Origin of the sequence: Pseudonocardia sp. HH130630-07 (assembly GCF_001698125.1) — a bacterium.
Taxonomy (GTDB): domain Bacteria; phylum Actinomycetota; class Actinomycetes; order Mycobacteriales; family Pseudonocardiaceae; genus Pseudonocardia.
In genome coordinates this window covers 2604385-2629756 of record NZ_CP013854.1, presented here as the reverse complement: position 1 = coordinate 2629756, position 25372 = coordinate 2604385, and the positions used below count along the sequence as shown (strand labels likewise).

Here is a 25372-nt window from a genome sequence, read left to right as displayed (position 1 = left end):
TCACAGGAGCGGCGGCGCACACTCACCGGGTACGACGACGAGGGAGTGCCCGTGAACGCCACCGGTCCGCAGCCGCCGGCCACCGTCGGCCTACGGTAGAACCGTGCGCCTGCTACTGGTCGAGGACGAGAAGCCGCTCGCCGAGCTCGTCCGCCGCGGGCTGACCGCCGAGGGCCACGAGATCGAGCTCGCGCACGACGGGAACACCGGTCTTCGCTACGCCCTGTCCGGCCGGCACGACGTGATCATCCTGGACATCATGCTGCCGGGACTGTCCGGCTACCGGATCCTGCAGCACCTGCGCGACCAGGGCGTCTGGACGCCGGTGCTCATGCTGACCGCCAAGGACGGCGAGTACGACGAGGCCGACGCGTTCGACCTCGGCGCGGACGACTACCTGACCAAGCCGTTCTCGTTCGTCGTGCTGCAGGCGCGGTTGCGGGCGCTGCTCCGGCGCGCCGGTGAGGCCGCGCCGACCGTCCTGCGGGTCGGGGACCTGTCCCTGGACCCGGCCACCCACCGGGTGCACCGCGGCGACGTCGAGATCACCCTGACCCCGCGCGAGTTCGGGGTGCTGGAGCACCTGATGGCCCACACCGGGCAGGTCGTGACCAAGACCGACATCCTGCGCTCGGTGTGGGACGCGCACTACGACGGCGAGGTCAACGTCGTCGAGGTCTACGTCGGCTACCTGCGCCGCAAGATCGACACCCCGTTCGGGACGCACAGCATCGAGACGCTGCGCGGAGTGGGCTACCGCATGTCCGAGCCGGGGGCCTGACCCTCCGGGAGCGCGTCCGCTCCCGGCCGGCCGGCGTGGTCAGCGGCGGTGCTCCTGCTCGCGCCGGTCCTGCGGGCGGCGCTGCATGGGCGGGCGGGCCGGGACCGGGTGCGGCTGCGGCGCCGCGACGGGCGGGCCCTCGGTGCGCGGACGGTCGGCGGGCGGCGTCTCGGCGGCGGGCGCGGCACCGGCGGGGGAGGCGCCGGCCCGGGGCGCGGTCGCCGTCGCGGAACGGGCACCCGCACCGGCCCGGACGACCGGGAGCGGGCGGGTGGCGTTCTCGTCGTACGGACTGCCGACGGCGTCCGGGCGGACGGGCTGCGCCGGGCCGGGAGCCCGGCCGCCGGCACCGGCCGGCGCGTCGGCACCCGGGACGACGCCCGGGGTCGCGATCGGGGTCGCGACCGGGACGGCGTCGCCGGTGGGCCGTTCCGGAACGTCGCCCGGACGTGCGGCGCCGCCGCCCCCACCGGTCCCGGGCCGGGAGGCGCCGGCCCACCCCGTGAGCGCGCCGGGGCCCGGTACCGCGCCGATCCGCGGCAGCGGTCCGGACGGCCGGTCGTCCCGCAACGGTGCGTCCGCCGGGTCCCCCGGGTCCGCCGCGTCCGCCGGGTCCGTCGCGTCCGCCGGGCCCGTCGGCTCCGCACCGACGGCCGGCGCCACGGGTGCGGCCGGTGCTCCGTCGGCATCGGGCTCGCCGTCGGTCTCCGGGGCCGGTGCGGCCACCGCGGGCAGGGTCACCCGGAACCGGGCGCCGCCCAGCTCCGGCGAGTCCAGCACCGACACGGCGCCGCCGTGCGCGGCCACCAGCTCGGAGACGATCGAGAGGCCCAGCCCGGAGCCGCCGTCACCGCGCGAGCGGGCCTCGTCGAGCCGCACGAAGCGCTCGAACACCCGGGCGCGGTCGGCCTCGGGGACGCCGTTGCCGTCGTCGTCGACGTCGACGACGGCCGTCCCGTCGGAGATCCGCACCGCCACGGTGACCGCCGAGGCGGCGTGCCGCCGGGCGTTGTCCACCAGGTTGCGGACCACCCGGACCAGCTGACCGCGGTCCCCGACCACCCGGGCCGGCTCGGTGACCACCCGCACCACGACGGCCGACGCCCCGGCGGGCCGGGCCCGCTCGGCGTCGGCGATCTCGTCGAGGTCGACCTCCTCGCGGCGCGGGGCGATGCCGCGCTCGTCGGCCCTGGCCAGGAACAGCAGGCCCTCGACCAGGCCGGTCAGCCGGGAGGTCTCCCCGCGCAGCGTCTCGACGGTCGCCCGGTCCGCGGAGTCCTTCCCCATCCCCGCGCCGAGCAGCTCCAGCCCGGTGGACACGGTCGCGAGCGGGCTGCGCAGCTCGTGGCTGGCGTCGGCGACGAACCGGCGCTGGGTGGCCTGCGAGGACTCCAGCCGGCCGAGCATCTGGTTCATCGTGCGGGCGAGGCGGCCCACCTCGTCCCGCGCGGCCGGCTCGGGCACCCGGCCGGACAGGTCACGCTCGCCCATCCCGGCGACCCGGGCCCGCATCTCCTCGACCGGGCGCAGCGCCCGGCCGGCGAACAGGTAGGTGAAGAAGCCCGCGACCAGGACCAGGATCGGCACGCCGACGACGAGCATCAGGCCCACGGTCTCGACGGCCTTGTGCACCTGGCCGAGGTCCTGGGCGGCGTAGACGGTGATCGGGCGGCCCTGCACCCGGGCCCCGATGCCGACGACCATCATGTTCTCGGTCACCGTCTCGTCGGCACCCTCGCGGTCCGAGCCGTTGCGGTAGGTGATCGGCACGTCGCTCTCGGAGCGGGTCTCGCGGGGCGCGAGCAGCCACCCGACGATCGGGTCCTGCCCACCGAGCGGGTCCGAGGCCCCGAGGACCTGGACGTCACGCCCCCGGCCGTTCGACCCGACCACCTCGTCCGGGGCGTTCGTCCGGTCGCTGTAGGCGGTGACGACCTGGACGATGTCGGTCCGCTTGCCGGTCGCGTCGATCGCGTTGTCCTTCGGGTCCCCGACGAAGTTCGCGTCGACCCGGGTCACGAGCTGGTTCGCGGTCTCCTCCAGCGCGTCGCGGGTGCTCTTCGCCAGCACCTGCTCCAGCACCAGGACCAGGGCGACCCCGGCGACGACGAGCACCATCGCGACCGCCGTGGCGGCGGCGAGCGCGGACGCCGCACGGACGCCCGTACGTTCGCGCAAACGGCGCAGGATCCTCAGCACACGCCCGAGGGTATCGCCGCCGACCTGTGCGGACACTGAGACGGACCGCGCCGGGGTTAACGTTCGTTAACCGCTCGGCTACGCTCGGGCGGTGGCCGGACCCGAGGTCGCCGGGCCCACCCGGCGGGAGCAGATACTGGGCGAGGCCGCGCGCCTGTTCGCCCGGCACGGCTTCCACGGCGTGAGCATCGCCGATCTCGGCGCGGCCGTCGGCGTCAGCGGGCCCGCCCTCTACCGGCACTTCCCCGGCAAGGAGGCGCTGCTCTCCGAGCTGCTGGTCGGGATCAGCCGCCGCCTGCTCGACGGGGGCCGGGCCCGGGTGCACCACGACGACCCGCACGCCGCGCTGGCCGCCCTGGTCGACTTCCACGTGGAGTTCGCGACCCGCGAGCCGGAGCTGATCGTCGTGCAGGACCGGGACCTGGCGAACCTGCCCGAACAGGCCCGGCGCACCGTGCGCCGGCTGCAGCGGACCTACGTCGAGCTGTGGGTGGACGTGCTCCGCCGGACCCGCCCCGGGCTGGCCCCGGCCGAGGCCCGGACCGTCGCGCACGGGGTGTTCGGGCTGCTCAACTCCACCCCGTACGCCCCCCGCGCCGCCCCGCCCGGCGACCGCGGGCCGGACGCGCGGGCCGCCGTGCTGCGCCGGATGGCACTCGCCGCGCTGGCCGCGGCACCGGCCTGAGTCAGGCCGCGACCCGCTCCCGCTCCCGCGGCGCCGCCGGGGCCTCCCGGCGACCGGCCCGCCGGGTCCCGGCCAGCAGGCGCAGCCCGTTGAGGCAGACGACGACGGTGGACAGCTCGTGCCCGGCGACGCCCACGACCAGCGGCAGCGTCCCGGCCAGGTCCCACGCCACGAGCACCACGACCACCGTCGCGGCGAACGCCAGGTTGGCCCGGGCGATCCGCCGGGCCCGGCGGGCCAGCTCCACCAGCGGGGCGATCGAGCCGAGCGGGTCCCGGGTGAGGACGCCGTCGGCCGCCTCCAGCGACAGCGCGCCGGCCCCCTCGGACACGACCAGGCCCACGTCGGCGGCGGCGAGCAGCGGGGCGTCGTTGATGCCGTCGCCCGCGGCGAGCACCCGGCGCCCCGCCGCCTGGCGCTCGCGGACGGCGCTCACCTTGTCCGCGGGCAGCAGCCCGGCCCGGACGGCGGAGAGCCCGAGCCGGGCGGCGAGCGCCGTGGCCGGGCGCGGCGCGTCGCCGGTGAGCACCTCCGGTTCGCCGCCGACCACCCGTCGCACCTCGGCCAGTGCCGCGGTCGCCCCGGGCCGGGGCTCGTCGGAGAGGCCCACGACCCCGGCCGGCTCCCCGTCGACGAGGACGACGACCGCCGTCCGCCCGGCGGCCTGGAGCTCGGCGACGGCCGCCGCGGCGGGCCCGGCCGACGTGCCGAGCAGCTCCGGGCGCCCGGCCACGACGTCCCGGTCACCGACCCGGGCCCGGACGCCCTCGCCGGGCAGCGCGGCGAACCCGGTGGCCGCCGGGATCCGCAGGCCGCCGTCGAGCGCGTGCCGGCGGACCGCCCGGCCGAGCACGTGCTCGCTGCCCGCCTCGGCCGCGGCCGCGACGGCGAGCACCTCGCCGGGTGACCGGCCGCCCAGCGGCGTGACCGTGACGACCACCGGCCGCCCGGCGGTGAGCGTCCCGGTCTTGTCCAGCACCACGGCGTCGACCTCGGCCAGCGCCTCCAGCACCGTGACGTCCTTGACCAGCGTCCCGCGCCGGCCGGCCACCGCGACCGCCGCGAGCAGCGGCGGCATCGTCGCCAGCACGACCGCGCACGGCGAGGCGACGATCATGAAGACGATCGCGCGCAGCAGCGTCTCCTCGAACGGGGCCCCGAGCAGCAGCGGCACCGCCAGCAGCAGCACCGTCGCCGCGACGACGACCACCGAGTACCGCTGCTCGACCCGCTCGACGAACAGCTGCCGCCCGGCCTTCGTCGCGGCGGCCCGCTCGACCTGGGCCGCCACACCGGCCACGACGGTGTCGACGGCGTCGCGCCGGATCCCGACGCGCAGCACCCCGGTGCCGTTGACGGTCCCGGCCAGCACGTCGTCGCCGGTCGCGCGGCGCACCGGCACCGGCTCGCCGGTGAGCGCCGCGGTGTCCACCTCGGACACGCCGTCGAGCACCCGGCCGTCGCCGGGGACGCGCTCGCCCGGCCGGACGAGCACGACCTGCCCGGCGACCAGATCCGCCGCCGGCACCCGCCGCTCGGTGCCGTCCACCAGCAGCGTCGCCGTCTCCGGGGCGAGGTCGAGCAGCGAGGCGATACCGGCCCTGGTGCGCGCCGTCATCACCGCCTCCAGCGCCCCGGACGTCGCGAAGATGACGATCAGCAGCCCGCCGTCGAACCACTGGCCGATCCCCGCGGCGGCGCCCGCCGCGACGACCATCAGGAGGTCGACGTCGAGCCGCCGCTCGCGCAGCGCGCGCAGCCCCTCGACCGCGGGCTCCCAGCCGCCGAGCAGGTAGCAGAGCAGGTAGGCGGCGACCACGACCGGTTCCGGGGCCCCGGCCAGGGAGAACCCGACGGCGCCCAGGAAGACCAGCAGGGCGGCCGCGGCCCAGCGGACCTCGGGCAGGGCGAGAGCGGTGCGCATGCGAACGACACTACCTGCGTATCCACGAAGATACGCAACAACGCATCCATGCACTGAGATGACGGACCATCCGCGCAGCCACGCAGGTATCCTCGGCCCCGTGCACGAGTCCATCCCCGGCTTCGCGATGCCACCCGAGGACGACGTCCGCCGGGCCGCGGACGCGCTGCGCATGCTCGCCGACCCGACCCGGATCAAGATCCTCTGGGCGTTGCTGCAGGGCGAGACCTCGGTGGCCTGCCTGGCCGAGCTGGTCGGCGCCGCCCCGACCGCGGTGAGCCAGCACCTCGCGAAGCTGCGCCTGGCCGGGCTGGTCGAGAACCGGCGGGAGGGGACGTTCGTCTACTACACCGTCGAGGACCCGACCGTCCGCGCCGTGCTCGGACGCGTCCTGCACCGCGAGCCCGCCGGGCACTGAGCGCACGGCGGGCGCCGCGGTTCACCAGCCGCGGTTCCCGGTGCCGTTGCGGGTCCCGGACAGGTCGGTGAAGACGCTCGTCCCGGACGAGGTGTCCCCGCCGTCGCCGTGCACCAGGCGGCGCAGCGCCTGCTGGGCGGCGGCCCGCGGGTCGTCATCGGCCACGGACTCCGGCCCGCCGGATCCCGCGTCCAGGTACGGGCGCGGCCGGGAGACCGGGGGCGCCTGCTGCGGCGCCGGGGCGTGCGCGTGCGGCGGCGGGGCGACCGGGTCGGCGCCGCCGGGTGCGGTCCCCCTGGCGTGCGCCGACGGTCCGCGGTCCCCGCTCGACGGCTCGCGGTCGCGGGCGGCGGGGACGCCGTGCACCGCGGCGGAGCCCGTCCCCCGCTCCGCGGCCCGGATCGTCGCGTCGGTGGCGGACCCGGGCGTACCGATCGCCGCCACCACGATCCGGTCGCCGGCCGGCGTGGCGCCGGCGTCCACCGGGCCGTGCCCGGTCGGGTCCTCCGGCAGGTGCTCGAGCGCGGCCCGCAGGTCGTCGACCGGCAGCGGCCGGGTGCAGGTGACGATCAGGCCGACCCGCCCGTGCAGCGGAACACCGGGGTAGCCCTGCGACGCCAGCTGCAGCTGCTCGCCGATCCGGTCGCAGACACCGGCCAGGTGCCGTTCCGAGGCCCCGGGCAGGACCAGGGCGAACTCGCGCTGGGACAGCCGCACGGCGGTGTCCACCGGGCCGAGCGGCTGGGTCAGGGCGGCGGCGACCTGGTGCGCGGCGAAGTAGGCGGCGCGGTCGTCGGACCGGACCCGGTCGCCGGCCAGCGCCGGGAGGTCGAGCACCGCGACCCCGACCGCGAGGGTCTCCGGACCGACCGGGCCGGTCCAGCGGTCCAGCACCTCGGCGGTGGGCAGTCCGCTGGCCGGGTCGGTGACGGCGGCCGAGCGCGCCGCGGCGGCGCGCTGGGCGTCGGCCAGCTGGGCCCGCAGCTCGCGGGTGCCCGCCCGCGCGGACAGCAGCTTGTCGATCATGTGGTTGAGCGAGGTGGTCGCCCACGCCTCGCCGGTCGTCCCGGAGGACGCGGCCGGGTCGCCACCGGCGGGCATCGAGCGGGCGAGCAGCTCGTCGATGGTGCGGCGGATGCCGGAGTCCAGCCGGTCGCCCAGCGCGAACCGCAGCCGGGCCAGCTCGCTCCCGGCCGCGGCCCTGGCGTAGCCCCAGCGGCCGTGGAACAGGCGGCCGGCCTCGTCGCCCGACTCCTTCGGGTCCCTGGCGTGCTGGTCGGTCGCGACCAGGAACGCCCCGCCCTCGGGACCCGCCGCGACGACCGTCCACTCGTCGGCGAGCGGCTCACCGGGCTGCAGGCTGACGAGATGGACGCCCGGGGGCGCCTCGTGCGCCTCGCCGTCGACGAACCCGACGACGACGTGGATCCCGGCCTCGGCCATCCGCGCGTAGACCTCGCGCTCGCGGTCGAAGAACGGCAGCTTCTGGAAGAGCGCGATCACCACCGTCGGGTCGATCCGCGGCCCGGACATCACCGCGCGCTCGATGGAGTGCGACAGGTGCACGAGCAGGCGTTTCGACGCGGGCTCCGGCGTCGCGCCGGACGCGCGCTCCCACGCCTCCCGGCGCCCCTCGGAGAGGCCGTCGACATAGGCCTGCTCGGCGGCGACGCGGACGGCGTGCGCGAGCGGTCCCTCGGACCCGGACATGACGGCCTCCCTCGGTCGGCACTCCGGCGGACCCGATGCCCCGGGTCACGCCGAGTACCGACTCAACAACCGCGAGTGATCCACAGCAACTCGGGGCGGGGATTGTGGGGTGGAGTCGCAGCAGACTGCGACCAGCGGTTTCACCCGGACGCGGACGCCCGGTCGGCCGCCGGTCGTGACCCTCGATGCGACGAACGGCGCAGCTCGCCACGTACGGAGCAGTACCGGGTCGCGCCGTCACCCACCCGCGGCGGCGAGGCGACCGTGCGTGCCCGCCGACCCCTCGGACGGCCCCGCGACATCGACGGCGGCCGGCCCGTCGCCTCCCGTTGACATGCCGATCCGCCGTCACATACTCGGACCGGACGGGCGCCGTGCGCCCACCGGCGCGCTCGCCGGACGCCGCGTACCGCTCGACCGCACCGCAGGAGCCCTGATGCCCGCACTGATCACCACCGAGCTGGTCGACCTCGACGTGCCGTCGGCGGACCGCAGGACCGCCGTCGCGGCGCTCGCCCGGCGCCTCGCCGACGCCGGCCGGGTCACCGACCTGGACCGCTTCCTGGCCGACGTCGAGGCCCGCGAGGTCCGGATGCCGACCGGCCTGGAGGGCGGCATCGGCATCCCGCACTGCCGCTCGGCGACCGTGACCACCGCGAGCCTGGCGTTCGGCCGCAGCGCGTCGGGCATCGACTTCGGTGCCGAGGACGGCCCCGCCGACCTGGTGTTCCTGCTCGCCGTCCCGGCGGAGGGGGACCCCGACCACCTCGGCGTGCTCGCGGCACTGGCCCGGCGGCTGGTCCGGGCCTCGTTCACCAGCACGCTCCGCGAGGCGACCGCCCCCGCCGCGGCGGCGACCTTCATCGAGGAGCAGATGACCTCGTGACGGCGTCGCCGGGCACGTCGGTCAGCACCGTGACCCCGTGCGGCGGCAGGACGCCGGTCGGCAGACCGGCCAGGGAGCCGATCTCGCCGAGCGGGGCCAGGTCCACCGGGGTGTCGCCGCGGTTCACCAGGAACCGGAACCCCTCCCGGCGGACCAGCTCGACCCGGCCGCACAGCTCGCCGGGGAGCTCCGGGGCGATCCCGGCGCGCCGCAGCAGCCGGCCCAGCAGCGGGGCCCGGTCGGCGAGCCGGGTCGAGACGTAGGACGCCGATCCCGTCCCGACCGGGCGCCGGGTGACCGCGGGCGACCCGGCCAGGTCCGGCGCCCCCGGATCGGTGCCGCCGCCGGTGTAGCGGGCCAGCACCTCGACCGCCGGGTCCACCAGCTGCACCGGTTCGCTCCACAGGTCACCGGTCGAGCCGTCGTCGAGCAGCACGGTCGCCCCCGGGTCCAGCGGCGCGAACTCCTCGACCCGGACCCCCAGCAGGTCGCGCAGCGCGCCCGGGTAACCGCCGGGCACCGCGTGCGCGTCGTCGTCGACGATGCCGGAGAAGTAGGTCGCGACCAGGTGCCCGCCGCCGTCGACGAACGCGCTCAGCTCCGCCGCCCGCTCCGGGCCGAGCACGTGCAGGACCGGGGCCACGACCAGCTCGTACCCGGCGAGGCCGGCCCCGGCCGGGACGACGTCGACGCGCACCCCGGCGTCGGCGAACGCCCGGTACCAGCCGAACGCCTCGGCCTTGTAGCGCAGCTCGGTGCTGGGCGTGAACGGCTGCTCGGCCGCCCACCACGACGGCCAGTCCCACAGGATCGCCGCCCGGGCCGGCACCCGGCGGGCACCGGCCACCGGGGCCAGCCCGGCCAGCGTCGCACCGAGCCCGGTGACCGCCCGGAACACCGCGGAGTCCGCACCGGCGTGCGGGAGCATCGCGGAGTGGAACTTCTCGGCTCCGGCAACGGACTGGCGCCACTGGAAGTAGCAGACGGCGTCGGCGCCGTGCGCGAGATGGGTGAGCGAGTCACCGGCGAGCCGGCCCGGGCGCTTGGCGCGGTTCACCGGCTGCCAGTTCACCGCCGACGTCGAGTGCTCCATCAGCCACCACGGTGCGCCGCCGGCGAGGTTGCCGGTGAGGTTGGCCGAGAACGACAGCTCGTCGCGGGCGTGCGGGCCGGGGAACACGTAGTGGTCGTTGGCGACGATGTCGATCTCGTCGGTCCAGCTCGCGTAGTCCATCCCGCTCGTCTCGCCCATGACCATGAAGTTCGTGGTGACCGGGACGTCCGGGGTCAGCTCCCGCAGCACGGCCGTCTCGGCGCGCAGCGCGTCGGAGCCGAAGCGGGCGAAGTCGAGCTGCTGGGTCGGGTTCGGGAAGGTGCCGGGGCCGACCCGGCGCGGGGTGCGGATCTCGGACCAGTCGCCGTAGTGCTGCGACCAGAACGACGTCCCCCAGGCCCGGTTGAGGGCGTCGAGGTCGCCGTAGCGGTGCGCCAGCCAGTCCCGGAACGCCCGCTCCGCGTCCGGCGAGTGGTCGGCGACGTTGTGGCAGCCCAGCTCGTTCGAGACGTGCCAGGCGGCCAGCGCCGGGTGCCCGCCGTACCGGCGCGCCATCCGCTCGACGAGCTCGAGTGCGTACCGGCGGAACACCGGCGAGGTCGGCCGGTAGTGCTGGCGCCCGCCCGGCCAGACCGTCCGGCCGTCGGCGTCGACCGGGAGGATCTCCGGGTGCAGGTGGTGCAGCCACGGCGGTGGGGACGCCGTCGCGGTGGCCAGGTCGACGGCGATGCCGCCGTCGTGCAGCAGGTCCAGCACCTCGTCCAGCCAGCCGAGGTCCCAGCGCTCCGGCGCGGGCTGCAGCCGGGCCCAGGAGAAGACGCCGACGGTCGCGACCGTCACCCCCGCCTCCCGCATCAGCGCGACGTCCTCGGCCCACACCTCGCGCGGCCACTGCTCGGGGTTGTAGTCGGCCCCGAACTCGATCCGGGGACGGGTGGCGCCGGGGGTGCGGCGGAGCCAGCGGGACATGGCGCTCCTTCGACGTCCGAGTTCGTGTGAACCTGTTCGATTGTGCGCGAACCTGTTCTCAGGGTGTACGGTGCCGGACGCGTGTTACGCCGAGGTAACGGCGTCCCGCCAGGGATGGCAGGAACCCGTCATCACGGGAGACGATGCGCGCCGACCCCGTTCCCGACGACGCGAGCGACCCCGACGACCCGCGTCCGTACGCGGAGGAACGGAGTCCACGCGTGACCCGGACCATGAACGGCACCACCTCCGGCACCGAGCTGGCGCCCGACTCGCTGTCGGCGCACTCCGGAGTGGTCAGCGAGTCCGAGCACCAGGCGCTGCGCGCCGACATCCGGCGGCTGTCGACGATGCTCGGGCAGACGCTGTCCGACGAGGCCGGGCCCGAGGTGCTGGCGCTGGTGGAGAAGGTCCGCCAGGCGGCCCGCGACTCCGCCCGCGGCCAGGCCGGCCCGGACGCCGTCGCGGCGCTGCTCGACGGCATCGACACCGGCACCTCGGTGCTGCTGGCGCGGGCGTTCTCCCAGTACTTCCAGCTGGCCAACGTCGCCGAGCAGCTGCACCGCTCGCGCGAGCTGCGGGCGCTGCGCCCGGCCGACGCCCGTCCGCTGCGCACCGTGCTCCGCCGGCTGGCCGCCGAGGCCGACCCGGACGAGCTGACCGAGGTGCTCTCCCGCGCCCAGCTGCGGCCGGTCTTCACCGCGCACCCGACCGAGTCGTCCCGGCAGTCGGTGCTCGCCATCCTGCGCCGGGTCGTCGAGTCGCTGGAGCGCGAGGCACCGGACTCCGAGGTCGCCGCGCTCGTCGACCTGCTCTGGCAGACCGACGACATCCGACCCGGCAAGCCGATGGTGATCGACGAGGCGCGCAACATCGCCTGGTTCGCCGCCCGGCTCGGCGAGCGCACCGTGCCGGACCTGCTCGACGAGTTCGCCCGCGAGGCCGCGGACGCCGGCTGCGAGCTGCCCGCCGACGCCCGTCCGCTGGTGCTGGGCTCCTGGGTGGGCGGGGACCGGGACGGCAACCCGAACGTCACCCGGGAGGTCCTGGAGCTCAACGCGGACCGGGCGATCCGGATCCACGCGACCCTGGTCGAGCAGCTCGTGCTGGAGCTGTCGATCTCCACCCGGGTGATGGGCGTGTCCGAGGAGCTGCGCGGCTCGCTGGCCCGGGACCGCAGGGCACTGCCCGCGGTGCACGACCGCTACATCCGGCTCAACGCGCACGAGCCGTACCGGCTGAAGCTGTCCTACGTGGCGGCGCGACTGGAGAACACCCGGCGGCGGATCGCCGGCGGGTCGCCGCACGAGCCGGGCCGGGACTACCTCGGCAGCGCCGGCTACCTGGAGGACCTGCTCGTCGTCGACCGCTCGCTGCGCGAGCACCACGGCGCCCGGATCGCCGGCGGCACGCTGGCCAGGGCGGTCCGCTCGGCCCGCGCGCTCGGGCTGCACCTGGTGGAGCTGGACGTCCGGGAGCACTCGCAGTCCCACCACGACGCGCTCGGGGCGATCTTCGACGAGCTCGGCGAGCTGGCGAAGCCCTACGCCGAGCTGACCCGCGACGAGCGCCGCGAGCTGCTGTCCGCCGAGCTGCGCGGCAAGCGCCCGCTGCTACGCCGGCACTACGGGGTCCCGGAGGCCGCCGCGCCGGTGCTCGACATCTTCGACACCGTGCACGCGCTGCAGCACGAGTTCGGGCCGGACGTCGTCCGGACCTACATCGTCTCCATGGCCCGGGACGTCGACGACCTGCTCGCCGTCGCGGTGCTGGCGCGCGAGGCGTACATGGTCGAGATCGAGGGCGAGAACCCGCGCTCGTCGATCGATCTCGTCCCGCTGTTCGAGACGGTCGAGGAGCTGTCTCGCGCCGGGGAGCTGCTGGAGGGCCTGCTCGCCGACCCGGGGTACCGCCGCCAGGTCCGCAACCGGGGCGACCTGCAGGAGATCATGCTGGGGTACTCCGACTCCAACAAGGGCGCCGGGATCACGGCCTCGCAGTGGCAGATCCACCGGGCCCAGCGCCAGCTGCGCGACGTCGCCGCCGCGCACGGGGTGACCCTGCGGCTGTTCCACGGCCGGGGCGGCTCGGTCGGGCGCGGCGGCGGTCCGGCCGGCGAGGCGATCGCGTCCGCGCCGTTCGGGTCCGTGGACGGGACGATGAAGCTCACCGAGCAGGGCGAGGTCATCTCCGACAAGTACTCGCTGCCCAGCCTGGCCCACGACAACCTGGAGATCCTGCTGGCGTCGATGCTCGACGCGTCGCTGCTGCACCAGGCGTCGCGCTGGCCGGAGGACACCCTGGCCCGCTGGGACGAGGTGATGGAGTGCGTCGCGACCGCGGCCACCGACACCTATCGCGAGCTGGTCTCCGACCCCGGCCTGCCCGGGTTCTTCACCGCGGCCACCCCGGTCGAGGAGCTGGGCCGGCTCAACGTCGGCTCGCGCCCGTCGAAGCGGCCCGGGCAGGGCACGCCGACCCTCGACGACCTGCGCGCGATCCCCTGGGTGTTCGGCTGGACGCAGACCCGGATGGTCGTGCCCGGCTGGTACGGCCTGGGCTCCGGGCTGCGCGCCGCGCGCGAGGCGGGCTACGGCGAGGACCTCGCCGCGATGCGGCAGTGGGCGTTCTTCCGGAACCTGATCGGCAACGTCGAGATGACGCTGGCGAAGACGGACCTGCGGATCGCCTCGAGCTACGTCGCGAACCTCGTCGAGCCCGACCAGCAGCACCTGTTCGAGCGGATCCGCGAGGAGCACGAGCGCACCCGCTCGGAGCTGCTCGCCGTGACCGGTGAGTCCCAGCTGCTCGCCGGGCACCCGGTGCTGCGCAACACGCTGGCGGTGCGCAACTCCTACCTCGAGCCGCTGCACCACCTGCAGGTCGAGCTGCTGGCCCAGCGCCGGGCCGCCGGCGAGCAGCCGGACCCGGACCTGGAGCGGGCCCTGCTGCTGACCATCAACGGCATCGCGGCCGGGATGAAGAACACGGGTTGACGTACGGCCCGGAAAGGGTATGAACCGGGCATGGAGAACGAACAGCACACCCCGGCCCCGGCGCGGCCCGCCGCCCGGCGGGTGATCGCCCTGCTGCTGATCTCGGCGCTGGCACTGACCGCACCGATCGGGCTGATCTCCTCGCCGGGCGGGGCCCGGATCCTGGGCGTGTTCCTGCTCGTGGCCATGGCGCTCGGGGTTCTGGTGTTCTTCCTGCACCGCTACCTCCGGGACCGGGAGCCGTAGGCCGCGGGGGACACTGCCCCGGTGCAGTACCGCCACGCCCCGGCCGCGAACCACGCGGCGCTCGACGCGGCACTGGCCTCGGCCCCCGGGCGCCCGACCCTGCCGGTCCGGCTGACGGTCGAGCTGTTCGGCCGGGCCCGCGAGCACGTGCCGGGGGCCCGCGGGACGCTCACCGTCTGGGACCCGTGCTGCGGGGCCGGTGGCACCCTGGCCGTGCTGGGCCTGCTGTGCGCCGGGGTGCACCGGCTGGCCGGCAGCGACGCCGATCCCCGGCCACTGGACCTGGCCCGGCGCAACCTGGGCCTGCTCGGTCCCGGCGGGCTCGCCACCCGCGCCGACGAGCTGGAAGAACTCGCCGCACGGCACGGCAAGGACGCCTACGCCGGGGCCGCGGCCGCCGTCCGCGCGCTGGTCCCGCGGAGCCGGCCGGAGTGGTCGGTCGGGGTGGCCGACGCCGGGGACCCGGCCGCGGTGCGGGCCGCACTCGGTGGCGCGGTGCCGGACATGGTGCTCGCCGACCTGCCGCACGACCGCCAGACGACCTGGTCCGGGCTCCCGCCGGCCCCGGGCGCGGGGGCGGGGGCGGGGGCGGGACGTGGCACCGGCGGCACCCGGGACGCGGCGGACGGCACCCCGGGGCCGGCGGCGCGGTTCCTCTCGGCGGTCGCCGGGGTCGTGCGGCCGGACACGGTGATCGTCGCCGTCGGTGCCGGGCGCACCGTGCCGCTGCCACCGGGGACCCGGAGCCTGGAACGCGTGCGGATCGGGCGGCGCGCTGCCGTGCTGGTCCGCGCCGGGGAGCTCGGGTCACCGTGACGATCGGGTTCCTGGCTGCGTCCGGTGCCGCAGGTGGCACCGGACGCAGCCGAGGATCCGATCACCGGTAAACGGCGATCGCCTGCCGCACCGCGGCTCGGGAAAGCCCGGCGGCACCCGGTCACAGCAGGGCGTAGGCGTCCAGCAACTGGTCGCGGGCGGTGGCCAGGTACCGGGCCAGCTCATCGGCGGCGCGCTCGGTCCGCCCGGCACCGAGCAGCTCGGCGATCTCGCCGTTGCGGGCCAGGTACGGCTCGTGGAACTCGCGCACCTGCAGCATCCGCTGGAACACCAGGCGCATCTCGGCCAGCAGCCGGCCCATCTCCCGCTCCAGGCGCGGGCTCCCCGCCAGCGCCACGATCTCGCGGTGGAAGTGCTGGTTCGCAGCGGCGACCCCGGTCCAGTCCCCGGTGCCCGCGGCGGCCCGGCCCTCCTCGTAGGCCGCGCGGACGGCGGCGAGCGCGGCCGGGTCGGCGGCCAGCGCCCCGTACCGGACGGCGCCCGGCTCGATCACCAGCCGGGCCGCGTAGACGTCGCGGACGTCGTCGATCTCCGGCCGGGCGACGAACACCCCGCGGTTCGGGACCCGGACCAGCACCCGCTCGGCCACCAGCTGGGACAGCGCCTCGCGCAGGGTGTTCCGGGAGACGGCCAACGCCTCACCGAGCGCCTGCTCGGGCAGTCGCGCGCCGACCCGCAGCCGCGCCTCGGCGACCTCGGCCCGGATCCGGTCGGCGACCCGTTCCGACGCCGGGACGACGATCGACGTCGACCCGGCCAGGGACACCAGCGCATCCTGTACGGAGGGGTTCGGGGCGGCCACGACACCGGATCCTAACGAGAAATGTCCTCCGATGGGATTGCCGGATCGTTGAACAATCCGACACACTCGACCGTTCCACCGCGCAGACGGCCCCGGAGGCGGCGATGAGCGAGGACACCGGCACGAGCGACACCGGCAGGAGCGGCACCGCACGTCCCCTGGCCGGATCGACCCGCAGCGCGCTGCTCGGGGCGATGTTCCTGATGGCCACCAGCGCCATCGGCCCCGGCTTCATCACCCAGACCACCCAGTTCACCGCGCAGCTCGGTGCGGCGTTCGCGTTCGCGATCCTGGTGTCGATCCTCGTCGACGTCGCCATCCAGATGAACGTGTGGCGGGTCGTCGGCGTCTCCGGGATGCGCGCGCACGAGCTGGCGAACCGGGTCGCACCGGGCGCCGGCTGGGTGCTGACGGCGCTGGTCGTCGTCGGTGGGCTGGTGTTCAACATCGCCAACGTGGCCGGGGCCGGGCTCGGGCTGAACGCGCTGTTCGGGCTGGACACCGCGATCGGCGGCGCGATCTCGGCGGTGCTGGCGATCGCGATCTTCACCATCCGCCGGGCCGGAGCGGCGCTGGACCGGATCGTCGTCGTGCTGGGTGTGCTGATGATCGGGCTGACCGCCTACGTCGCGGTCGTGTCGGACCCGCCGGTCGGGGACGCCCTGCGCCAGACCGTGCTGCCGGACGAGATCAGCTGGCTGGTCATCACCACGCTGATCGGCGGGACCGTCGGCGGGTACATCACCTACGCCGGTGCGCACCGGATGCTCGACTCCGGCCTGTCCGGCCCGGAGCACGCCGGGCAGGTCGCCCGCAGCTCGGTGCAGGGGATCGTGGTCACCGCGGTCATGCGGGTCCTGCTGTTCCTGGCGATCCTCGGCGTCGTCGCCGGCGGGGTGAGCCTGGCCGGATCCGAGAACCCGACGGCGACGGCGTTCGAGGCCGCGGCCGGCGAGGTCGGCCTGCGGCTGTTCGGGCTGATCCTCTGGGCCGCCGCGATCACCTCGGTGATCGGCGCCGCCTACACCTCGGTGTCGTTCCTGACCTCGCGGACCACCCCCGCGCGCACCACGAACCTGATCACCGTCGGGTTCATCGTGCTGAGCACCGCGGTGTTCCTGCTGGCCGGGGCCGCGCCGGTGACGCTGCTGATCTTCGCCGGAGCGTTCAACGGGCTGATCCTGCCGATCGGCTTCACGATCCTGCTCTGGGTGGCCTGGCGACGGCGCGACCTGCTCGGCGGGTACCGCTACCCGCGCTGGCTGCTGGCCACCGGGGTCGCGGGGTGGCTGGTCACCCTGTTCATCGGGTACCAGTTCGTGGCCGACAACCTGGGGAAGCTGTGATCATCGACCTCAACGCCGATCTCGGCGAGTCCTACGGCCAGTGGACCCTCGGCGACGACGACGCCATGCTCGGCCTGGTCAGCTCGGCCAACGTGGCGTGCGGCTTCCACGCGGGCGACCCGTCGACCCTGCGCGCGACGACGGCGCGCGCCGCGGCCGCCGGGGTCACCGTCGGGGCCCAGGTGTCCTACCCGGACCTGCGCGGCTTCGGCCGCCGGTTCCTCGACGTCGAGCCGGCCGCCCTGACCGACGACGTGCTCTACCAGATCGGCGCCCTGGAGGCGCTGTGCCGGGTCGCCGGGACCGCCGTCCGCTACGTCAAGCCGCACGGCGCGCTGTACAACGCGACCCGTACGCACACCGCGCAGGCGCGCGCCGTCGCCGAGGCGGTGCGGGCCTACGACCCGGCGCTGCCGGTGCTGGGCCTGCCCGGCTCGGAGCTGCTGCGCGCGGCGCAGGCCGCGGGCCTGCGGGCGGTGCCGGAGTTCTTCGTCGACCGCGGCTACACCGCCGAGGGCGCGCTCGTCCCGCGCCGCGAGCCCGGCGCCCTGCTCGACGACGCCGGTGCCGCCGCCGACCGGCTGGTCCGGATGCTCGACGAGGGCGTGGTCCGGGCCGTCGACGGGACCGACATCGCCGTCGTCGCGGAGTCGGCCTGCCTGCACGGCGACTCCCCCGGCGCGGTCGCGATGGCCCGGCGGGTGCGCGACGCGCTGGCCACGGCCGGCGTCGGGGTCCGGGCGTTCGCATGACGACGGCCGAGCTCACCCCGCCGGAGGCCAGGGCACGGTTCCGGGCCGGGCTGTCCACGCCGACGTCGGGCTGGTGCGCGGGCTTCACCCAGGCCAACCTGATCGCCGTCCCGCGCGAGTTCGCCTGGGACGTCCTGCTGTTCGCCCAGCGCAACCCGAAGCCGTGCCCGGTGCTCGACGTGCTGGAGCCGGGCGACCCGACCGGCGCGCTGCTCGACGGCGACGTCCGGACCGACCTGCCGGGCTACCGGGTGTACGCCGACGGGGCGCTGGTCGACCGGCCGTCGGAGGTGGCCCGCTACTGGCGGTCGGACCTCGTCGGGTTCCTGATCGGCTGCAGCTTCACCTTCGAGACCGCGCTGCTCGCCGAGGGCGTCCCGGTGCGCCACCTGGCCCGCGGCACGAACGTCCCGATGTACCGCACGACCCGGCGCTGCCGCCCGGCCGGGCGGATGTCCGGGCCGCTGGTGGTGTCGATGCGCCCGGTCCCGGCCGGGCTCGTCGACACCGCGGTCGCGGTGACCGCCCGCTACCCGGACGTGCACGGCGCACCGGTGCACGTCGGCGACCCCGGCGCGCTCGGGATCGCCGATCTCGCCGTGCCCGACTTCGGCGACCCGGTGCCGATCGCCGAGGGCGAGGTGCCGGTGTTCTGGGCGTGCGGGGTCACCCCGCAGGCCGCGGTGCTGGAGTCGCGGCTGCCGCTGGCGATCACCCACGAGCCCGGGCAGATGCTCATCACCGACGCGCGGGACACCGACTACCTGCTCTGAGTCATGATCGGGGCATGACGAACGACCCCCACGCCTGGCTCGAGGACGTCACCGGCGACGAGGCCATGGAGTGGGTGGCCGCCCGCAACGCCCGCACCGAGGCACTCCTGACCGGGACCGAGCTGTTCACCGGGCTGGAGTCCGGCGTCCGCGAGGTCCTCGACTCCTCCGACCGGATCCCGTGGGTCACCCGCCGCGGCGGGCACTACTACAACTACTGGACCGACGAGCGGAACCCGCGCGGCCTGTGGCGGCGCACCACGCCGGAGGAGTACCGCAAGCCGGAGCCGGACTGGGACGTGCTGCTCGACCTCGACGCGCTGAACGAGGCCGAGGGCGAGAACTGGGTCTGGCACGGCGCCCGGTTCCTGCGCCCCGGCCTGGACCGCGCGCTGGTCGACCTCTCCCGCGGCGGGGCGGACGCCGACGTCACCCGCGAGTTCGACGTCGAGTCCCGGACCTGGGTCGACGGCGGTTTCGTCCGCCCGGAGGCGAAGGGCGGCGTGAGCTGGATCGACCGGGACACGCTCTGGGTCTCCACCGATCTCGGCGAGGGCACGACGACCAGCTCCGGCTACCCGCGCAGCGCCCGGCGCTGGACACGGGGCACCCCGCTGTCCGAGGCGCCGATCGTGTTCGAGGGCTCGGCCGAGGACCTCTCGGTCTCGGCGTTCCACGACCAGACGCCCGGCTACGAGCGCGACTTCGTGCGCCGCGCCATCGACTTCTACGCCGACGAGCTGTTCCTCGTCGAGGACGGGGCCGGGGGCGGGACGCTGCGCAAGGTGCCGGTGCCGGACTCGGCGGTGGCCGACGTGGAGCGTGAGTGGCTGGTCCTCGAGCTGCGGGAGGACTGGAACGGGCACCCGGGCGGGTCGCTGCTCGCGGCCCGGTTCGACGACGTCATGGCGGGGACGCCGGTCTGGTCGGTGCTGTTCGCGCCGACACCGGCGTCGTCGCTGGCCGGGTACGCCTGGACGCGGCACCATCTCGTGCTCAACGTGCTCACCGACGTCGTCAACCGGTTGTCGGTGCTGACCCCCGGCGACGGCGACTGGGCCGCCTCGGAGTTCGTCGGTGCGCCGGAGTTCGGCAGCATCGGCGTGTCCGCGGTCGACCCCGACGAGTCCGACGACGTCTGGCTCACCGTCACCGACTACCTCACCCCGGCGACGCTGTCGATCGCCCGCGTCGGCGAGCAGCCGGAGCCGCTGAAGAGCTCGCCGTCGTTCTTCGACGCGTCCACGCACACCATCGAGCAGCACTTCGCGACCAGCGACGACGGCACCCGCGTCCCGTACTTCCTGGTCCGCCCGGCCGACCTGGCGTTCGACGGCACCGCGCCGACCCTGCTCTACGGCTACGGCGGCTTCGAGATCGCGCTCACCCCCGGCTACTCCGGCGCGACCAGCCGGTCCTGGCTCTCGCGCGGCGGGGTGTACGCGGTGGCGAACATCCGCGGCGGCGGCGAGTACGGCCCGCGCTGGCACCGCGCGGCGCTGCGGGAGAACCGGCCGCGGGCCTACGAGGACATGGCCGCCGTCGCCCGCGACCTCGTCGAGCGGCGGATCACCACACCGGCGCACCTCGGCGTGCAGGGCGGCAGCAACGGCGGCCTGCTCGCCGGGAACATGCTGGTCCGGTACCCGGAGCTGTTCGGGGCGGTGGTCGTCCAGGTGCCGCTGCTGGACATGAAGCGCTACAGCCACCTGCTCGCCGGGGCGTCCTGGATGGCCGAGTACGGCGACCCGGACACCGACGACTGGGAGTTCATCCGGACGTTCTCCCCGTACCACCTGATCGACCCGGACGCGTCCTACCCGCCGGTCGTCCTGCTGACCTCGACCCGGGACGACCGGGTGCACCCCGGGCACGCGCGCAAGTTCGCCGCGGCGCTCGACGCCGCGGGCCACGACGTCACCTACTACGAGAACATCGAGGGCGGGCACGGCGGCGCCGCGGACAACGCGCAGGCCGCGCGGATGTCGGCACTGGCCTCGGCGTTCCTGTGGCAGCGGCTCGGCCCGGCGGGAGGAGCGGCATGAGCGAGATCGTGATCCGGGTGCGCGGCGAGCACGAGCGGGAGGTGCCGGCGGAGCGCGGCACCGTGCGGCTCGTCGTGGCCGCGCAGGGGCCGGAGCCCGGGCCGGTGCGGGCGCAGGTCGAGCGCGACTGCGCCACCGTCCTGACCGACGTGCGGGCCGGGCACGACCCGGACCACGGGCCGGTCCGCCGGATCGTCGTCGACCAGGTCCGGACCTCGGTCCAGCAGCCCACGCACCGCGGGCGGCCGCGGCCGCCGGTGCACCACGCGTCGGTGTCGGTGTCGGTCGAGTTCGACGACGTGGCCCGGCTCGGCGGCTGGCTGTCGGCGCTGCACGACGTCGCGAGCGCCGCGATCCGCGGCATCACCTGGGACCTGGCCGACGAGCACCGCCGGGAGACGACGCGCGACGCCCGCCGCCAGGCCCTGCGCGAGGCCCTCGAACGGGCCCAGGACTACGCCGACGCCCTCGACCTGGGCCCGGTGCGGCCCCGGTCGGTGGCCGACATCGACGCCGGGCCCCCGGCACCGCTCGCCGCGCGGGCGTTCGCCGCCCCGGCCGCCGCCACCGCGCCGGACGACGGGCTCGGGGCGCTGCTGGAGCCGGGCGAGGTGACGATCCGGGCGGCCGTCGACGCCGAGTTCGTCGTGCCCGGCTAGGGCGTGTCTCCCATATGGGTGTCCGGACTGCCGGCAGGATGAGCCGGTGAGTTCGTCGAGGTTCGCGCTGCTCTCGGATGCTCAGTGGCAGTTGATCGGGCCGCTGCTGCCCTCCAACGCCGGGCGGCGTGGGCACCCGTTCGGCGAGGATCGCCGCGTGGTGGAGGGGATCATCTTCCGATACCGAACCGGGATCCCCTGGCGAGATCTGCCGCGGGAGCAGTTCGGGCCCTGGCAAACGGTGTGGAAGCGACACCGCCGCTACGCCGCTGACGGCACCTGGGACACCGTGCTGGCCGCACTGTTGGCCCAGGCCGACGCCAAGGGCGAGATCGACTGGACGGTGTTGACAGGTGTCGGTGGACGCCACGATCAACCGGGCGCACCAGCACGCCACGAACACCACCCGCCCCGAGCAGGACACAGGGGGCACGGTCGAACTACACGAAATCCCCTGACGGGTTCATGCCCAGCCCGCTCGGCGGACCGCGAGAACCCGCAGGTCACGGCATCGGCCGTTCCCGTGGCGGGCTGACGACGAAGATCCATGCCGCGGTCGACCGGCGGGGCCGGCCGCTGGCGGTGGTGGTGACCGGCGGGCAGCGCAACGACGGCGCCATGCTCGAGCAGGTCCTGGCCGACATCCGCGTCCCCCGCCTCGGCGCGGGACGGTCCCGCACCCGACCCGACGCCGTGGTGGCCGACCGGGCCTACTCATCCGGGGTCAACCGGCGCGCACTGGCCCGCCGCTCGATCACCACCGTCATCCCGCAGAAACGCGACGAGATCGCCGCCCGCAAACGCCGCGGCTCCCTCGGCGGCAGACCACCCGGACTCGACGTTGAGACCTACAAGGGCCGCAACGTCGTGGAACGCCACTTCACCCTGACCAAGCAGTGGCGCGGGCTGGCCACCCGCTACGACAAACTCGCCATCACCTATCGCGCCGCCACCGTCCTCAGCGCCTGCATCACCTGGTCACGCCTATTGGGAGACATGCCCTAGCCGTTCCCGGCGATGCCGGAGTGCTCGGCCCGCAGCTCGCGCTTGAGGATCTTGCCGGAGGGGTTCTTCGGCAGCGCGCCGGCGAACACGACGTACTTGGGGCGCTTGTAGCCGGCGAGGCGCTCCCTGGCGTGCGCGTGCACCTGGTCCTCGGTGAGCGTCACGCCGTCGCGGGGCACCACGACCGCGGTCACCGCCTCGATCCAGTGCGGGTGCGAGACCCCGAACACCGCGACCTCGGCGACGCCGTCGAGCAGGTAGAGCGCCTCCTCCACCTCCCGGGAGGCGACGTTCTCCCCACCGGTCTTGATCATGTCCTTCTTCCGGTCGACCACCGAGAGGTAGCCGTCGGCGCTCATGACGCCGAGGTCGCCGGAGTGGAACCAGCCGTTCCGGAACGCCTCGGCGGTCTTGTCCTCATCGCGGTAGTAGCCGCGCGCGGCGTGCGGGGACCGGTGCACGATCTCGCCGACCTCGCCGGGCGGCAGCTCCTCGTCGTCGTCGCCGACGACCCGGGTCTCGGCGTTCAGCGAGGCGCGGCCCGCGGACCCGGCGCGCTCCAGCTGCTCGGCCGGGGACAGGATCGTGGCCAGCGGCGACATCTCGGTCTGCCCGTAGAAGTTCCACAGCGCCACGTCGGGGAGCCGCCGGGCCAGCTCGTGCAGCACCTCGACCGGCATCGCGGCCGCGCCGTAGTAGCCCTTGCGCAGGCTGGACAGGTCCCGGGTGTCGAAGTCCGGGTGCCGCAGCAGCGAGATCCACACCGTCGGCGGGCAGAACAGCTTGGTGACCCGCTCCCGCTCGATGGTCGCCAGCAGGGTGGCCGGGTCCGGCGCGGGCAGGATGATGCTGGTCGCGCCGAGGTAGACGTCGACGGAGAAGAAGCAGTCCAGCTGCGCGCAGTGGTACATCGGCAGCGAGTGCAGCTCGACGTCGTCCGGGGCCATGCCGCCGTCGACGATGCAGGAGACGTACTGCGACACCAGCGAGCGGCTGGTGAGCACGACGCCCTTCGGCCGGGACTCGGTGCCCGAGGTGTACATCAGGCGCAGCGGGTCGTCGTCACCGACGGCGACGTCGGGCTGCCCCGGGTCGCCGGTCCCGGCGATCCACCCGTCGAGGTCCGGCCAGTCCCCGCCCGCACCGATCCGCACCCGGACCGGGACCGGCACCTGGGCGAGGGCCTGCTCGGCGGTCGGGACCAGCGTGTCCTGGACGACGAACGCCCGCGCCCCGGAGTGGTCGAGGATGTAGGCGATCTCGCCGGCGGTGAGCATGAAGTTGACCGGGACGAGCACGACGCCGAGCCGGGCGGTGGCGAACACCAGCACCCCGTACTGACGGCTGTTGCGCGACAGCAGCGCGAGCCGGTCGCCCTTGGCCAGGCCGTGGCCGGCCAGCGCGGCCGCGCAGCGGTTCACCGCGGCGTCGAACTCGGCGAACGTCCAGCGGGTGTCGCCGTCGACGACGGCGGGCTTGTCCGGGTAGCGCAGTGCCGTGCGGTGCAGCAGGTCACCGACCGAGTGCCGGCGGGCCCGCGTGAGGGCGGCGATCGTCCGTTCGCTGAACTCCGGGGCGGCGCTGCTCATGGCGGCATCGTGCCCGACGGCGGTGGCCGGCGTCACGTCCTGACGGGGGCCGCCGCCCGGTTGGTCAGGACCCGGTCCGGACGCCGTCCGACGTGCCCGAGCCGTCCGGGGCCGGCTCCCCGTCCCCGCTCGGGACCGGGGTGCAGATCCCGGTCGGAGCGTCCCGGCCGCGCAGCGTGACCGGTTCGCCGGACCGCCACCGCGCGGCCTCGGCACCCGCGGCGGCGACCGCCCGCTCGGCGGCGACCACGCCGCCCGGCACCGACTTCGCCAGCTCGGTCAACCGGGCCGCCTCGTTCACCGGGTCGCCGATCACCGTGTACTCGTAGCGGCGCGGGTCGCCGATGTTGCCGGCGACGGCGTCCCCGGCCGAGACCCCGATCCCCGCCTCGATCTCCGGCATCTCGGCCTCCAGCCGGGCACCCAGCCTGCGGGCCGCGACCAGCGCGGCGCCGGGCGCGTCGTCGAGGCCGGTGGGGGCGCCGAAGACGGCGAGCGCGGCGTCGCCCTCGAACTTGTTGATCCAGCCGCCGGACCGCTCGACGCACTCGACGACGAGGCCGAAGAACCGGTTGAGCACCGCCACGACCTCCTCCGGCGGGCGGCGCTCGGCCATCGCCGTCGACCCGACGAGATCGACGAACAGCACCGCGACCGGGCGGAGCTCGCCACCGAGACGGACCTCGTCGCCCCGGGCCGCCGCGGCCTCGGCGACGTCCCGGCCGACGTGCCTGCCGAACAGGTCGCGGATCCGTTCGCGCTCGCGCAGGCCCTCGACCATGCCGTTCGTCCCGGCCTGCAGCTGCCCCAGCTCGGTGTTGTCGTAGACCGGCACCCGGACGTCGAGATCGCCGTCGGCCACCCTGGCCAGCGCCCGGCGCACCGAGAGCACCGGATCGGCGATGGCCCGGGCGGCACCGATCGTGGTCAGCAGACCGGCGCCGATCGCCGTCCCGCCCAGGGCCAGCATCGTGATCCCCAGCTGGGTGGGCGAGGAGTCGCCGAAGACCAGCGCGAGCAGCCCGGCGAGCATCAGCCCGGCGACCGGGACGGCGGTGCCCAGCGCCCAGAAACCCACCGACCGCATCATGACGCCGGTGACCAGGCGCCGCCGGCGCGGCGGGCGGCCGGACAGCACCCGGGCCGCCGCACGTCGCAGCATCCGCTCGACCAGCAGGAACGACAGCGCGCAGGTGGTGACCCCGCCGATCGCCACCGTCGCCGTCACCGAGAACGCGAGCCGCCCCGAGTAGCGCACGTTGAGCAGGCAGAACAGCACCGCGGCGAGGAACCAGAGCACGGCGACCACCGAGGTGATCCGGCCCGGGGCGTGCAGCACCAGCCGGCGTTCGGCCGTCTCCGGGTCCGCGGAGCGCCGGCGCACGGTCAGCGCGCGGCGGCCGAACCAGATCCCGATCGGGAGCGTCACGAGCAGGTAGCCGACGAGGACGACGAGGTTGACCAGCCGGATGCCGACCGCGTCCAGCAGCTCCTCGCGGGGCAGCACGAAGGCCGCGAGCACCAGGACGACCGCCGCCCCGCCGACGTTCGCCGTCGTGACGACGAGTGCCAGCAACGCGCGGACCGACAGACCGACGACCGGGCGCCCCGCCCGGGCCTGCCGTTGCTCCGCCATGCGCCGGAGTCTAGGCCGAAAGGGTGATCCGGGCCCGCGTCCGGTGAACCGCCACGCCCG

Annotated in this window: 19 protein-coding genes and 1 pseudogene; 13 read left to right on the top strand and 7 right to left on the bottom strand. The window is 75.2% G+C overall.

Annotated elements, in window-relative coordinates; all coding sequences use genetic code 11:
* The first annotated feature begins 103 nt into the window (after positions 1-103).
* Positions 104-781, top strand: a complete 678-nt coding sequence (locus AFB00_RS12820; protein WP_068797423.1) for a response regulator transcription factor — start codon at positions 104-106, stop codon at positions 779-781.
* Between the two features lie 39 nt (positions 782-820).
* Here AFB00_RS12820 and AFB00_RS12815 read toward each other — a convergent pair whose 3' ends face one another.
* Positions 821-2959 (bottom strand): sensor histidine kinase, encoded by a 2139-nt coding sequence (locus AFB00_RS12815; protein ID WP_068797422.1) that lies wholly within the window; start codon positions 2957-2959, stop codon positions 821-823.
* A gap of 112 nt (positions 2960-3071) precedes the next feature.
* Here AFB00_RS12815 and AFB00_RS12810 point away from each other — a divergent pair, with 112 nt between their 5' ends.
* Positions 3072-3665: an SACE_7040 family transcriptional regulator gene (locus AFB00_RS12810; RefSeq protein WP_068797421.1), complete on the top strand. Its 594-nt coding sequence runs from the start codon at positions 3072-3074 to the stop codon at positions 3663-3665.
* Position 3666: 1 nt separating this feature from the next.
* Here AFB00_RS12810 and AFB00_RS12805 read toward each other — a convergent pair whose 3' ends face one another.
* Positions 3667-5589, bottom strand: coding sequence for a heavy metal translocating P-type ATPase (locus AFB00_RS12805; protein WP_083275486.1), 1923 nt, complete (start codon positions 5587-5589; stop codon positions 3667-3669).
* A gap of 100 nt (positions 5590-5689) precedes the next feature.
* Here AFB00_RS12805 and AFB00_RS12800 point away from each other — a divergent pair, with 100 nt between their 5' ends.
* Positions 5690-6007 (top strand): ArsR/SmtB family transcription factor, encoded by a 318-nt coding sequence (locus AFB00_RS12800; protein WP_068797420.1) that lies wholly within the window; start codon positions 5690-5692, stop codon positions 6005-6007.
* 21 nt (positions 6008-6028) lie between these two features.
* Here the strand turns inward: AFB00_RS12800 and AFB00_RS12795 are convergent, their stop codons facing one another.
* The gene (locus AFB00_RS12795; RefSeq protein ID WP_068797419.1) at positions 6029-7717 is read right to left on the bottom strand and encodes a DICT sensory domain-containing protein; all 1689 of its coding nucleotides are present in this window, start codon (positions 7715-7717) and stop codon (positions 6029-6031) included.
* Positions 7718-8153: 436 nt separating this feature from the next.
* Between AFB00_RS12795 and AFB00_RS12790 the strand changes: the two genes are divergently transcribed.
* Positions 8154-8603 (top strand): PTS sugar transporter subunit IIA, encoded by a 450-nt coding sequence (locus AFB00_RS12790; RefSeq protein WP_068800259.1) that lies wholly within the window; start codon positions 8154-8156, stop codon positions 8601-8603.
* Here the strand turns inward: AFB00_RS12790 and AFB00_RS12785 are convergent.
* Complete coding sequence (locus AFB00_RS12785; RefSeq protein WP_068797418.1) at positions 8578-10626, bottom strand: beta-galactosidase; 2049 nt, start codon at positions 10624-10626, stop codon at positions 8578-8580. The two genes, AFB00_RS12790 and AFB00_RS12785, sit on opposite strands and share 26 nt — an antisense overlap.
* A 221-nt stretch (positions 10627-10847) precedes the next feature.
* On the opposite strand from AFB00_RS12785, the gene ppc reads away from it, so the two are divergent.
* From ppc to AFB00_RS12770, 3 genes are read left to right on the top strand one after another with little or no spacing between them, the layout of a single operon-like run.
* Entirely contained in the window at positions 10848-13622 is a 2775-nt protein-coding gene (gene ppc, locus AFB00_RS12780) for a phosphoenolpyruvate carboxylase (protein WP_231974361.1), read from the top strand.
* 30 nt (positions 13623-13652) lie between these two features.
* Positions 13653-13868, top strand: coding sequence for a hypothetical protein (locus tag AFB00_RS12775; protein ID WP_068797417.1), 216 nt, complete (start codon positions 13653-13655; stop codon positions 13866-13868).
* A 21-nt stretch (positions 13869-13889) separates the two neighbouring features.
* Positions 13890-14684 (top strand): hypothetical protein, encoded by a 795-nt coding sequence (locus AFB00_RS12770; RefSeq protein WP_068797416.1) that lies wholly within the window; start codon positions 13890-13892, stop codon positions 14682-14684.
* Positions 14685-14805: 121 nt separating this feature from the next.
* On the opposite strand, the gene AFB00_RS12765 is transcribed toward AFB00_RS12770, so the two are convergent.
* Positions 14806-15507, bottom strand: a complete 702-nt coding sequence (locus AFB00_RS12765; RefSeq protein ID WP_068797415.1) for a GntR family transcriptional regulator — start codon at positions 15505-15507, stop codon at positions 14806-14808.
* Between the two features lie 104 nt (positions 15508-15611).
* Here AFB00_RS12765 and AFB00_RS12760 point away from each other — a divergent pair, with 104 nt between their 5' ends.
* The 6 genes and pseudogenes from AFB00_RS12760 to AFB00_RS36180 all read left to right on the top strand — a co-directional run bounded on the left by AFB00_RS12760 (position 15612) and on the right by AFB00_RS36180 (position 22087).
* A complete protein-coding gene (locus AFB00_RS12760; RefSeq protein WP_068797414.1) occupies positions 15612-16853 on the top strand; it encodes an NRAMP family divalent metal transporter in 1242 nt (413 codons plus the stop codon).
* Complete coding sequence (locus tag AFB00_RS12755) at positions 16850-17605, top strand: LamB/YcsF family protein (protein WP_068797413.1); 756 nt, start codon at positions 16850-16852, stop codon at positions 17603-17605. Before AFB00_RS12760 ends, AFB00_RS12755 begins: the two co-directional genes overlap by 4 nt.
* Positions 17602-18378: a putative hydro-lyase gene (locus AFB00_RS12750; RefSeq protein ID WP_068797412.1), complete on the top strand. Its 777-nt coding sequence runs from the start codon at positions 17602-17604 to the stop codon at positions 18376-18378. Before AFB00_RS12755 ends, AFB00_RS12750 begins: the two co-directional genes overlap by 4 nt.
* A 14-nt stretch (positions 18379-18392) precedes the next feature.
* Entirely contained in the window at positions 18393-20423 is a 2031-nt protein-coding gene (locus tag AFB00_RS12745) for a prolyl oligopeptidase family serine peptidase (RefSeq protein WP_083275485.1), read from the top strand.
* Positions 20420-21082, top strand: coding sequence for an SIMPL domain-containing protein (locus AFB00_RS12740; RefSeq protein ID WP_068797411.1), 663 nt, complete (start codon positions 20420-20422; stop codon positions 21080-21082). The genes AFB00_RS12745 and AFB00_RS12740 overlap by 4 nt, the downstream gene beginning before the upstream one ends.
* A 67-nt stretch (positions 21083-21149) precedes the next feature.
* Positions 21150-22087: pseudogene (locus tag AFB00_RS36180) on the top strand (IS5 family transposase).
* Here the strand turns inward: AFB00_RS36180 and AFB00_RS12730 are convergent.
* Together AFB00_RS12730 and AFB00_RS12725 are read right to left on the bottom strand one after the other, a co-directional pair.
* The gene (locus AFB00_RS12730; protein WP_068800018.1) at positions 22084-23676 is read right to left on the bottom strand and encodes an acyl-CoA synthetase; all 1593 of its coding nucleotides are present in this window, start codon (positions 23674-23676) and stop codon (positions 22084-22086) included. The pseudogene AFB00_RS36180 and the gene AFB00_RS12730 overlap by 4 nt on opposite strands.
* 64 nt (positions 23677-23740) lie before the next feature.
* Positions 23741-25312, bottom strand: a complete 1572-nt coding sequence (locus AFB00_RS12725) for an adenylate/guanylate cyclase domain-containing protein (protein WP_068796240.1) — start codon at positions 25310-25312, stop codon at positions 23741-23743.
* Positions 25313-25372 lie beyond the last annotated feature (60 nt).